General features: G+C 62.4%; 11 protein-coding genes. 7 read left to right on the top strand and 4 right to left on the bottom strand.

Going from position 1 to position 12,008, the window contains the following annotated elements; translation table 11 throughout:
- Positions 1-39 precede the first annotated feature (39 nt).
- Genes ACZ5U1_RS05535 through ACZ5U1_RS05515 form a run of 5 tightly spaced genes read left to right on the top strand, consistent with a single transcriptional unit; the run spans position 40 to position 5,745 of the window.
- On the top strand, positions 40-792 hold the full coding sequence (locus tag ACZ5U1_RS05535) for a class I SAM-dependent methyltransferase (protein ID WP_464779715.1): 753 nt from the start codon (positions 40-42) through the stop codon (positions 790-792).
- A 29-nt stretch (positions 793-821) separates the two neighbouring features.
- On the top strand, positions 822-2,111 hold the full coding sequence (locus ACZ5U1_RS05530; protein WP_464779971.1) for a hypothetical protein: 1,290 nt from the start codon (positions 822-824) through the stop codon (positions 2,109-2,111).
- Positions 2,108-3,253 (top strand): glycosyltransferase family 4 protein, encoded by a 1,146-nt coding sequence (locus ACZ5U1_RS05525; RefSeq protein ID WP_464779714.1) that lies wholly within the window; start codon positions 2,108-2,110, stop codon positions 3,251-3,253. Before ACZ5U1_RS05530 ends, ACZ5U1_RS05525 begins: the two co-directional genes overlap by 4 nt.
- On the top strand, positions 3,250-4,002 hold the full coding sequence (locus tag ACZ5U1_RS05520; RefSeq protein ID WP_464779713.1) for an FkbM family methyltransferase: 753 nt from the start codon (positions 3,250-3,252) through the stop codon (positions 4,000-4,002). The genes ACZ5U1_RS05525 and ACZ5U1_RS05520 overlap by 4 nt, the downstream gene beginning before the upstream one ends.
- Positions 4,003-5,745: an MFS transporter gene (locus ACZ5U1_RS05515; RefSeq protein WP_464779712.1), complete on the top strand. Its 1,743-nt coding sequence runs from the start codon at positions 4,003-4,005 to the stop codon at positions 5,743-5,745. It begins immediately after the preceding gene.
- Position 5,746: 1 nt separating this feature from the next.
- Here the strand turns inward: ACZ5U1_RS05515 and ACZ5U1_RS05510 are convergent, their stop codons facing one another.
- Both ACZ5U1_RS05510 and ACZ5U1_RS05505 read right to left on the bottom strand, forming a co-directional pair.
- Positions 5,747-7,441 (bottom strand): amidohydrolase, encoded by a 1,695-nt coding sequence (locus tag ACZ5U1_RS05510; protein ID WP_464779711.1) that lies wholly within the window; start codon positions 7,439-7,441, stop codon positions 5,747-5,749.
- On the bottom strand, positions 7,438-8,307 hold the full coding sequence (locus ACZ5U1_RS05505; RefSeq protein WP_464779710.1) for an NAD(P)-dependent oxidoreductase: 870 nt from the start codon (positions 8,305-8,307) through the stop codon (positions 7,438-7,440). The genes ACZ5U1_RS05510 and ACZ5U1_RS05505 overlap by 4 nt, the downstream gene beginning before the upstream one ends.
- 97 nt (positions 8,308-8,404) lie before the next feature.
- Between ACZ5U1_RS05505 and ACZ5U1_RS05500 the strand changes: the two genes are divergently transcribed.
- Positions 8,405-9,652 (top strand): threonine ammonia-lyase, encoded by a 1,248-nt coding sequence (locus ACZ5U1_RS05500; RefSeq protein ID WP_464779709.1) that lies wholly within the window; start codon positions 8,405-8,407, stop codon positions 9,650-9,652.
- Positions 9,653-9,776: 124 nt separating this feature from the next.
- On the top strand, positions 9,777-10,595 hold the full coding sequence (locus tag ACZ5U1_RS05495; RefSeq protein ID WP_464779708.1) for an arginyltransferase: 819 nt from the start codon (positions 9,777-9,779) through the stop codon (positions 10,593-10,595).
- Between the two features lie 36 nt (positions 10,596-10,631).
- Here ACZ5U1_RS05495 and ACZ5U1_RS05490 read toward each other — a convergent pair whose 3' ends face one another.
- Positions 10,632-11,009 carry a VOC family protein gene (locus tag ACZ5U1_RS05490; RefSeq protein ID WP_460987919.1) on the bottom strand — a complete coding sequence of 126 codons (378 nt, stop codon included), beginning with the start codon at positions 11,007-11,009 and terminating at the stop codon, positions 10,632-10,634.
- Positions 11,010-11,063: 54 nt separating this feature from the next.
- Positions 11,064-11,915: an RcnB family protein gene (locus ACZ5U1_RS05485; RefSeq protein WP_464779707.1), complete on the bottom strand. Its 852-nt coding sequence runs from the start codon at positions 11,913-11,915 to the stop codon at positions 11,064-11,066.
- Positions 11,916-12,008: the final 93 nt, after the last annotated feature.

The raw sequence follows: 12,008 nt of genomic DNA, 5'->3' as shown, positions 1-12,008 counted from the left end.
CATGTATAGGCCCTCCCCAATGCTGATCGGAGCCAAGGCGTGATTACTTTCCAGCGGGTGGCGAAAGCTGTCGGCAAGCACCTGACCCGGACCATGCTTGTCCTGCGCAAGGCGATGGGCGCGCGCGCAAACCGGGCGTGCCCGGCATGTGGGCAGTCAGTCGTCGGCTTCTTCCGCTATGGCGACAATGCGGAATGGGGTTGCCCCAATTGCGGAGCCTCGCCGCGCGAACGGCTGATGAACCATTTGATCGCGGAAAAGACGCTGACGATTCCGGAAAATGGGGCCATCCTGCACATGGCGCCGAATGAAGGTAGCCTTGTCCGCCGCTTTTCTTCCGCCGCCGATTATGTACCCGCCGATCTTGATCCGGCGCGCTATTCGGTTCCCGGCATGCGCCGCGTCGACCTGATGGCGTTGGAGGAGGCTGAACAATATGACCTCTTCTACGCCAGCCATGTCATGGAGCATGTGCCGGACGACCATGCCGTCCTGCGCAATATCTATCGCGCCCTCAAGCCTGGCGGCGAAGCGTGGCTGATCGTGCCGCTGTGGGACAAGCCGACCGAGGATGGCAGCTTCGACATTCCGCCCCGCGAACGGGAACGGCGATTTGGCCAGTGGGACCATGTGCGCCAATATGGTCTGGATTTCGCCGATCGCATTCGGGCGGCTGGCTTCATATTGGAGGAGATCGACGCGAGCGGCATTGATGCCGATACGCGCCATTTCTTTGCGCTGGATGATCGTTTGTTCCGCGCCCGCAAGCCTGTAGGAAGCGCCGCCCGGTGAGCGCGCTGGTCGGCAGGACCATCGCCAGGATGGAGGGGTCTGCCCGGTTCATCGCCCTCATCAAGCTCGCCAATGTCGGGCTGACGTTGATCTGGGGCTTTGCGGTTACTTATGTGTTCGTGCGCGTCCTGCCGCTGCGCGAGTTTCAGGCGTTCCTGCTGCTCGTCGCGTTCGGTAACTTCACCATTTCGGCCGAGTTCGGCCTGACCAGCATTATCTATGCCCGGCTGCGACGTCATTGGCTTGGCCATGGCGGAGACAGCGGCGACGGCTTCCGTCTGGAGGAAATGGGCGTCCTTTTCCTGTTCCTGGGCATGCTGATCCTTGGCGGTGTGGTAATCCTGCTCGTCGCGCTGGTGGCGGGCGGGATCGGCACGACGATGCCGTTTCTCTTCATTCTTTTCTTCCTGTCCGCCTGCATTAACCTTCCGGCGCTGCTCGCGAAACGGGCGCTGGCGGCGGTCGATGGGAATTTCGTCTGGGAAATGCTGGATTGCTTGCGGCGGATGATGACCATCGCGCTGCTGCTCCTGATCCTCAAAGGATTGGACGCGCGTCTTTCAGTGGCGCTGCAACTGGTCATCAGCATGGCCGTAATCGGATATGCCATCAAGTTGGTGCATGGTCGGTTGGGGATGACGACGCGGCACTGGCTGGCTTTTCGCCGGGGCGGCGCATATGTGCGCACCCATTATTTGCGGGATATAAGTGCGTCGGCACTGTTCACCGTGTCTGAGATCGTCGCCTATAATGCGCCCTATTTCACCATAGCGATCGCCACGCAGGACGCGCGGCCGATGCTGCTCTTCGATTTCCTGTTCAAGATGTCGCGAGCGCTTTCCATGGCCATCCGCGCGATGGTGGAGGCCGCGCTTCCTCGCATCACCCGCGCTTTTCACGGTGGAGACCGGACCCGCCTGCGCCAGTTGCTGACCCGTGCACTTGCGGCCGGGTTTATCTTTGCCCTTGCCGCGTCGGCTGCGTTGCTGATGCTTGGCCAGTGGGTCTTCGCAAAGCTGTTCGCCGGACGAGCCGCCATTGGCTTGACCGACCTGCTGCTGATTGACGGCGCTTTGCTGGCGCTGACGCTGATTTGCGTGTCGGTCTATGTTCAGGCGGCGCTTGGGCGCTTTTCTCATTTGCTCAAGCGATCGCTCCCGTTCCTTGCCGGATCGCTGCTCAGCGTGCCGCTCGCCATGATGCTGGGTGACGGGTTCGATCGAGGCTTCCTCGCAATTTATGCGCTGACGATGATCATGGTTGGGGCGCTCCATGCCCTGTCGTTGCGCCGACTGCTGCAAGGTTCGGCCGCGCAATGAAGATTGTAATGGTCGATCCGTCGCTTTTCACCGGGCGATATGATGACAGCCTGTGCAGCGGTCTTGCCGCACAGGGCGCGGATGTGACTTTGTTCGGCCGCCCGATGCGATCGACCGACGCCATCGCGCCGGAGAATTATCGGTACGAACCGCGCTTCTTCCGTCGGAGCGAAGCGCTGCGAGCGCGATTGGGGGAGGGCAAGGCCTTTCGTCTGATCAAGGCCGCCGAGTATGGCGCCGCCTGTGCCCTCGGCCGGGTCAGTGCGCTGACAGCGGCGGATGTTGCGCATTTCCAATGGTTGCCCCTCGCGCCCGCCGACCGGATGCTGTTGCGCCGATTGAAGGGGCGGGTGCCGATGATCCATACCGTTCATAACGCCGATGCCTATCATGCCGATGCAGGCGTGCAGGGCAGGGGATATCGCGCTTTGCTCGACCTGTTCGATGCGCTGATCGTGCATGGCGATACGACCCGTCAGGCGTTGGCGGCGCAGGGGATCGCATCGGCCCGCATTCATGTGACGCCCCACCCCCCAATGCGTCTGGCACCGGCAACAACGGCTGATCTGGCCGCTATTCCCGATCCCTCGGTTCCGCGCCTGCTCTTCTTCGGCACGATCAGGCCTTATAAGGGCGTCGATATATTGATCGAGGCTTGCAAGTTTCTCTGGCGGGCGGGGCATGCTTTTGAACTGGTGGTGGCGGGCAAGCCCTTTATGGACGTAGCGCCATTGCTGGAAGGAGTCCGGGCTGAGGGCTTTGCCGACCGGCTGATTGCCGACCTTGGCTTCCTCACGGAAGGGCGGCTCGACGCGCATATGGCGAAGGCCGACGCCATCATCTTCCCCTATCGCCATATCGATTCAAGCGGCGCATTCCTGTCTGCCCTGCACCATGGCAAGGCGATGGTAACATCGGACGTGGGTATGTTCGCCGCCTTGCCGGAGGGAGCGGCGATCCGCACGGCCGCCGGAAATCCGGACGATCTTGCTCAAGCCCTCTTGCGGCTCATCCAAAGCCCCGCCATCAGGCAGACGGCTGGCGCGGCGGCACGCGCCTATGGTGAGACTATGGGCAGTTGGAAGGACATGGCCTTGGCAACGATCGGCATTTACCGCTCTGTTATGGCCCTGCGCGCATGAGCCGATATGTCCGCGAACTGGCCGACCGCGCGCTGGCGATCCGCCTCGCTATCGCCGGGCGGGTGCATCAATATCCAGAGATCCAGGCGCTTCGTCGGTTCCTCTCTGCCTTTGCAGTCGATTGCGTGTTCGATGTCGGGGCTAATCGCGGGCAATATGCGGTCATGTTGCGAAAAGACGTCGGCTTTTCCGGCACGATCCTGTCCTTTGAACCCAATCCCGATATCTTTGCGGAGCTATCCCGCCGGGCGGCATCCGATGCCAAATGGCATGTGTTCAACCTCGCCTTGTCGGACTTTGAGGGAACCGCCAGTTTCAACATCATGGCGGCCGATCAGTTCAGCTCGCTCAAAAAGCCGTCCGATCGGCAGGATGCGATCTTCGCAGAGCGCAACAAGGTCACCCGGACGGTCGAGATGCAATGCAGGCGGATCGATACGCTTCTGCCGGAACTTCGGGCGGAGCATGGATTTTCCCGCCCATTCCTGAAGATGGACACGCAGGGTCATGACCTTTCCGTCTGCGAAGGCGCGGGGAACGCAATCGCGGCCATGGCAGGCGTTCAGACCGAACTTGGCGTGCGCCCCATATACGAAAATGGCGCCGGCTATCAGGCGATGATCGATTGGCTGGGGCAGCGGGATTTCATCCCTTCGGCTTTCTTCGCCAACAACAAGGGGCATTTTCCGCTGCTCGTCGAAATGGATGGCATTTTCGTCAACCGGGCGCTGCTGCCGCAGGAAAGCTGAATGTACGTTCCGCCCGCCCGGCCTATCAATGCCCGCCGCCTTTTCCTGGCGGGTGCCATCGGCCTGACCCTTTGGCTGGGCGCCACCTTCCTGTGGCATGTGACGTACCGGCAGGGTGTCAGCCTGGCCGTCATCCTGTTTCTGGATCAGGATTTTCCCGCGCTGCTGGGCGGGCTGTTACTGCTGACATTGGCGGTGCTTTTTGCCGAGGGGATGGGGTTCCGCCTGCCCAAGCCCCGCGCGCGGATGATCGTACCGCTGATCGTCTTCTTCGGCCTCGTCGCCTGGGCGGGCCATTACTGGCTGTTCCAGAACTATGCGATTTCGCGGGATGAGGAAGTCGCGCGCTTTGCCGCCGCCTATATGCGCGAAGGATTGTTCGCCCGGCCAATCCCCGCCGAATGGGAAGCCTATCGGCGCGCGATCATGCCGGAATTCTTCTCCCCCTTCGGCGCCGCCGATTATTGGACTGCCGCTTATCTGCCGGTGAACAGCGCGATCCAGGCCCTGTTCTGGCAATTGGGGGACCCGAACCTGGCTGGTCCCGCACTGCTGATTGCCGGGCTTTTTGCCCTGTGGCGCGTGGCGCTCCATCTCTTTCCGACGCGGGACGATGCTGTTTGGGTGACGATGCTGCTTGGGTTGTCGTCCACGCAGCTATGGGTCACGGCGATGACCCCCTATGCGATGACGGGTCATTTCGCGCTCAACATGATCTGGCTCGCACTTGTCCTGCGGGGTGGCGTGATCGGCCATGTCAGCGCTGGTGCGGTGGCGCTGGTGGCGGCTGGCCTCCATCAATGGCATTTCCCGCCCATCTTCATCGCGCCCTTCATATTGTGGATGCTCCTGTCGCGCCGCTGGGCCGTGGCCGCATTTCACGTCCTGATCCTGATCGTCATCGTTGTGGTGTGGGCAAAGCTTTGGCCCGGTTTTCTCGTCCAGTCGTTGGGACCTGCCGCCGATGTCCGGCCTTCCGCAGGGGTGGCGGACAAGGTCGGCAGCCTGTTCGAACGTCTGGGGGACCGCTGGCAACCGCTGGTCAACCTCAGCCGCTTTGCCGCATGGAACAACATATTGATGGTGCCGCTGGCGGCGCTGGGCGTAATGGCGATGCAATGGCGCAAGGCGTTGCGGGGGCAGGAAATCGCGTTGCCGCTGGCGCTTGGCTGCTTTGCCGGTTGCGCGCTGGCGCTGGCGCAGGGCTATGGCTGGGGCTTTCGCTATGCCCACGGTTTCATCGGGCCGTTCTGCCTTTTGGCGGGACTCGGCTGGGCGCGTTTCCGTCCGGCGGCGATGCGGCCGATCTATCTGGCCGTCGCTATTACGGTGGCAATGAGCGCCTTTCTGGTCTGGCGCACGCATGTTTTCGTCGCGCCCTATGCCGCAAGCCATCGCATGATCGATGCGTCGAAGGCCGATGTCGTGCTGGTCGATCCGCGCGGCGGATTATATGTGACCGATCTCGTGCGGGGCCGCGACGGGGTGCCGGGGCGACCGATGGTGATGAACCTTGGGATGTTGACGCTGGAGCAGGTGGACGAGCTTTGCCAGCATTATGTCGTCGAACTGTTCGACCGCGCCGAGTTCCGCCCGTTGGGCATACCGCTTGCTCGCTGGAATCTCGGGCGCATGGACGCGCTCCGCGCGCATATGAAGGCTGCTGGATGCGACAAGCCGGTGTTGCCGCCGCTGCCTGAAACCATCGATGATGCGATGAACGCGTCGGGCGACGTGCTGTAATCTAGGGCTTGGCGCTCTTCATGAAGACCCGCTTGCCGCCGATCCATGTTTCCAGAACCTGCGTCGCCCGTATGTCCACGGGCCGAGCGATCGAGATGTCCCGGTCGATGAGGATGAAATCCGCTCGCTGGCCGGGGATTAGGCTACCGAAGCGTTTTTCCGCGAAACCCGCGAAGGCCGCCTGCCGTGTGTAGCCGTCAATCGCTGCCTCAAAGCTCACCCGCTGCTCCGGCATCCATCCGCCTGCCGGTTCGCCGGTTGAATCCTCGCGGCTCATGGCGATGGCCATGCAGATAAAGGGGTTTGGACTTGTCACGGGTGCGCCGGAGCCGAACGCCAATGGCGCGCGATTGTCGAGCATCGCTTTCCACGCATAGCCGCCCTTCAACCGGTTCTCGCCCATGCGCGCGATCGCCATGCGCCAGTTTGCGGCCTGAAGCGCGGGCTGCATCGACGCTATGACGCCATTTTGCCCAAAGCGGGGCAGGTCCACAGGATCAACGACGTCTGCTCCTTCGATCCGCCAACGCCTGTCGCCCTTATAGGTCTGGCCCAGTTCCGTGATCGCATCCAGCAGTTCGCTGTTGGCCGCGTCTCCGGTCGCATCCACCGCGATCTGGAAATTATCCATCGCCGCGCGGCTCATCATGTTGCGCAGCTGCGTGGATGGGATCAGCGAATATCCGCGCTGTCCCGGTGCGTCTGCATAATCGGCCTTGAGCCATGCCCCGCGTGACGAGAGCGATCCGTCCAACGCCAGTTTCAGCCCACCCATGCGCAGCCGGTCATCATAGAGCCACGGCGTCGGTTCAGGTCCTGCAATCAGCACCATATTGTCGAGGCCCTGCGAATAGGAGATGATCCGCACACGCAGCGCGCCCCGATCGGCCGAACGGCGGTATGCCTGCCAATCCTCGATCGTGGTGCCCATATCGGCTATGCCGGTGACGCCGTTCGCCAGCAATAGCTGCTGAGCCTTTTCCAGCGCGATGTCCCTGTCCTTTGGGGCGGGAGGAGGGACGGCCCGCTGGATCATGTCCATCGCCTTGCCAACGAACACGCCGGATGGCCTGCCCCCGGTCATTTCGATTCGGCCACCGGCAGGCGCCTTGCTGGTGGCGCCGATGTTGGCGGCTTTCATTGCCGCTGAATTGGCCCAGCCCGCTTGGCCGTCCGCGCTTTCCAGCCATATTGGGACATCGGCGGAGGCGGCGTCGAGATCGGCAGCGGTGGGCGCCCGATTAAGGCCCCAAAGCTGGGCATTCCATCCCCGGCCGATGATCCATTTCCGTCCGGGATTGGCGGCGACATATTCCCGTACCTTGCCCTGCGCGTCAGCCAGTGAGCGCGTGCCGGACAGGTCGAGCGTGATCTGCGTCAGGCCCAACGCCATGACATGGCCATGCGCGTCGATCAGGCCGGGAATCAATGTCTTGCCCCCGCCGTCCAGTTGGAAGTCCAGACCCTTCGGCCAGCTCTCGCCTTTTTTCAGCTTCTTCTTGCGGGGCGGCGCTTCATAGCGTCCAGGCAGCAGCTTTTCGACCTTGCCCTCGTCGTCGATCAGCAGAGCGCGAAAGCGCACGGTGCGGCCATTGGCGTCGACCGCGATGCCGTTCACATTGTCGATGACCCCAGACGCCAGAGCGGGAAAGGGCAGGGCGAGCGCGGTGATAGCCGCCATAAGGGCGCGCTTCATGCCTTCGTGATCCGCCTCACCAGCGCGCTCGTATCCTGTCGGCTTCCGCCCATCGCCTGCACATCGGCGTAGAATTGATCGACCAGCGCTGTGACGGGAAGCGTCGCACCATTGGCGCGGGCCTCCTCAAGGGCGAGGCCAAGATCCTTGCGCATCCAATCAACTGCGAAGCCGAAATCGAAACTGTCCTGTGCCATAGTCTTCCAGCGGTTATCCATCTGCCAGCTTTGCGCGGCGCCGCCGGACACAGCCTCGAACACCTTGTCCAGATCCAGCTCGGCCGCTTGCGCAAAGCGTAGCGCTTCGGAAAGCCCCTGAAGAACGCCCGCGATGCAAATCTGGTTCACCATCTTGGTCGTCTGCCCGGCCCCCGCGCCGCCGACATGTACGATCCGCGCGGCATAGCTTTGCATGACGATCCGCGCGGCCTCGACCGCCGGTCCCGTGCCGCCGCACATGATGGACAGGCGGCCGTTTTCCGCGCCTGCCTGACCGCCCGATACGGGGGCATCGACGCAATGAAGTCCCCGGCTTTCTCCTTCGACGAACAGTTGCCGCGCGATCCGGGCCGATACCGTCGTATGGTCGATGAACAGGCTGCCCGGCCTCATCGTCCGGAACGCGCCTTCCTTGCCAACGGTTACCTGCGAAAGATCATCGTCGGTGCCAACGCAGCTGATGACGATTTCGGCATCTTCCGCCGCCTTGGCCGGGGTGACCGCCACGGCGCCGCCATAGGCCTCGGCCCACTTCTTCGCCTTTCCGATGGATCGGTTATAGACGGTCAGTTCGTGTCCGGCCTTCGCCAGATGCCCGGCGATCGGGCCGCCCATGACGCCCAGACCGATAAACGCGATATTAGCCATATGCCTCGTACAGTTAGCCGCGTGGCCTTTTGCCATAGGACGAGATTTCGCCAAGGGCCAGTTCCTTCCGAGGTAAATTTCCGCTAGGGGCGAGCGCATGAACACGTTGAGCAAGATCGAAAGCGCAATGCCGCTGCCCGTTACCGTCGATGACATATTGGCGGCGCGCGTGCGGATTTCGGGCGCGGTCGTGCATACGCCGACGCTGATCAGCCAGACTTTGTCCGACATGCTCGGCTGTAAGGTCTATCTGAAGTTCGAAAATCTCCAGTTTACCGCTGCCTACAAGGAACGCGGCGCGCTCAATCGCCTGCTTCAGCTGGACGCGGCGTCAAAGGAAAAGGGCGTGATCGCCGCTTCCGCTGGCAATCACGCGCAGGGGCTTGCCTATCACGGCCGCCGTTTGGGCGTGCCCGTGACCATCGTCATGCCCGTGACCACGCCGACGGTTAAGGTGACGCAGACGCAAGGGCATGGCGCGACGGTCGTACTGCATGGCGAGAAGTTCGACGACGCCAGCACCTATGCACGCCAACTGGCCAAGGAAAATGGCCTGACCTTCGTCCACCCGTTCGATGAACCCGACATCATGGCCGGGCAGGGTACTGTCGCGCTGGAAATGCTGGAGGACGCGCCGGAGATCGACACGCTGGTCATCCCGATCGGCGGTGGCGGCTTGTTTTCCGGCATGGCCACTGCGGCCAAGGCGATGAAGCCCGACATCCGCATCTATGGCGTGCAGGCGGAGCTTTATCCGTCGATGTACAGCCATATCAAGCAGGCGAACCTGGCCTGCGATGGCGATACGCTGGCGGAAGGCATCGCGGTGAAGGAGCCGGGGGAACTGACCCGCCGCTTTGTCGAGCGCCTGGCCGATGACATCCTGCTGGTCGATGAACGGCATCTGGAGGAGGCGTTGAGCCTGCTGCTCCAGATCGAAAAGACGGTGGTCGAGGGCGCGGGCGCAGCCGGGCTTGCCGCGCTGTTGATGCACAAGGACATGTTCGCGGGCCGCAATGTCGGGCTCGTCCTGACGGGCGGCAATATCGACACGCGCCTGCTGGCGAACGTGTTGCTGCGCGACCTAGCGCGGTCGGGTCGTCTGGCGCGCCTGCGCATCATCTTGCAAGATCGCCCCGGCGCGCTGTTCCATGTCGCCCGTATCTTCGATCAGGAAGCGGTCAACATTCTGGAGTTGTCGCATCAGCGCATCTTCACCAATCTTCCCGCCAAGGGCCTTAGCCTCGACGTCGAATGCGAAACCCGCGACGGGGAGCATCTTGATCGCTTGATCACAGCCCTGCGCGCCGCCGGATATGAGGTCGCGCCGATCGAGGTTGCCTGATCGGCCTCCCGGCGTAGGGAGCACGCATTTTTTTCGTGGTAAATGACCTTTTCACGGAAGGCTGCGGGCGTCATAGTCTGTCCATGACTCAAGTTTCTCGCAGCGTTTTGACGGAGACCGTGGGGTGAGCGCACCATTTCGTTTTCCGCGCTTCTTTGTGACGAACCCCAGCCCGTGCCCCTATATCCCGGGCCGGAGCGAGCGGAAGGTCTTTACCGAACTTAACGGCGACAATGCGTCGGAACTTAACGATGCGCTTGGCCGCATCGGCTTTCGCCGCAGCCAGAATGTCGCGTACCGGCCAAGTTGCGCCGACTGCTCCGCCTGCGTATCGGTTCGTGTGGTGGCAGGAGAGTTCACGGCCAACGCCACGCAACGCAAGCTCATTCGCCGCAACAGCGACTTGATCGTCACGGCATGTAAGCCATGGTCGACGGAGGAGCAATTCGAACTGCTCCAGCGCTATCTCAAGGCGCGTCATCCGGGCGGCGGCATGACCGAGATGGACGAGATGGATTTCGCCGACATGGTCGAGCAGACCCCGGTCGAAAGCCACGTCGTCGAATATCGCGAGCCCGGCAAGAATGGCCGCCCCGGCAAGTTGATCGGTGCATGCCTGACCGACCGGCAGGGCGATGGCCTGTCGATGATCTACAGCTTCTTCGACACGGAGTTGGAGCACCGCAAGGGCCTGGGCAATTTCATCATCATGGATCACATCCTGCGCGCCGCGAAGGCGGGCCTGCCCTATGTGTATCTCGGCTATTGGGTCGAAGGGTCGCAGCGGATGCAGTATAAGGTCCGCTACCGCCCGTTGGAAAAGCTGAGCCGCAGCGGTTGGGTTCGTTTCGACCCGCAGGAGCAGGCGCAGGCCATCCGGGGCGTAGTTCCTCGCGACGAACCGCCGTTGCCGATCGAACTGGCGGGCATCTTCCGGAAATAGCCTCCTCGGCCTCGACCGCCACAAGGCTGCATGCGTCTATCTCGCGGCAAAGGTCACAGCCTCGATCTTGTTTCCATCCGGATCGCGCACGAACGCCCCGTAATAATGGGCGTCGTAATTGGGGCGAACGCCCGGCGTGCCCTCGTCCGTTCCGCCAAGTTCCAGCGCCAGTCGATAGAACTCGCGGACGGCTTCGCGATCGGCCGCTTCGAAACAGATATGAATGCCGTTGCCGGGCGACGCTCGATCCCCATTCACGGGCGTTTCGACGCTGAACGCCACGTCCGTCACGCCATAATCCAGTGAATGCGGATAATCGCGTATGTTGCGATAGCCGAGCAGCGTCATCAGCGGGTTGTAAAACGCCCGCGCGCGTTCGACGTCATTTGTCCCAACCGACACATGATGGATCATGCCGTCTCTCCTGTCCTTGCCCACTGGGTCTTCAGACAGGCTAAACCCCTGATCCTATTTGCAGTTGCACCTGCGTTTGACGCCATGGCGACGCGTCGTCGTTTCGGTCACATAGCTGGTGGTAGTGACCGTCGGCGTGATGACCACTGTCGTTGTCGTGGCACCCGGATAATAATAGCCGCCCGCGATGTAGCCGGGGGCCTGCGTCGTCGTCACCACCGGGGCGCCGGGGCCATCATGCCGAACGATCGGCGGTGGTGCGCCATAGGGCGGAGCGTCATAATCCACTCCATAGTTACTGCGCGCCTCGCCTTCGAAACGGCCTTCATATTCGCCGCTCACCGTGCGGCCGTTTTCGTCACGCCAGGTGCCGGTCCAGCGCCCTTCATATTCATGGGGTGGGGGCGGAGGCCCGTCATGCGCGGTCACATCATCATCATAGGGGACGCCGGGCCGGTCCGGTTCATGATCGGGCGCATCCCAATCGACGTCGCTGCGATGATCCCGGACGCGGCCGTGCCGATCGACCATCACGGCGTCGTCATAATAGCGGGACCAACCATAGCCATCGGCGGGCGCGGGCAGGCCATAGCGTCCATAATTGCCGATCCGGTAGGTGGGGCTCACCCAATAGGATGGCAGGACATAGCCCATGACCGGCCGCCGGTAAGCGCCCCAACCGCCCGGCGCATACCAGCCCGCGAACCAGCGACCCTGAACGCGCGGTCCCCAGCGGTGGACCATCGTTCCGCGGTGCATTCCGGCATGGACCGGCCGCATGCCGGAAAAGCTTTTGCCCAAAACGGGGAGCATCGCGCCAGTCCCGGCGGCATCACCTGCTAAAGCCGGTGTTGCGAGGCCGAGGGCAAGGCTCGTGCCCACCAGCATGATGCTCCAGATCCGCATGCAAAACTCCCCGTTGTTCATGGCTGCCTTGGGCATGGCCGTGACGTTAACGTCTGGTTTAGCATGATGATCCGCCTCGATCCACGCGAGGGG

This window comes from Sphingobium sp. TomTYG72 (assembly GCF_055394715.1).
This window is presented reverse-complemented; position numbering and strand designations above follow the sequence as displayed.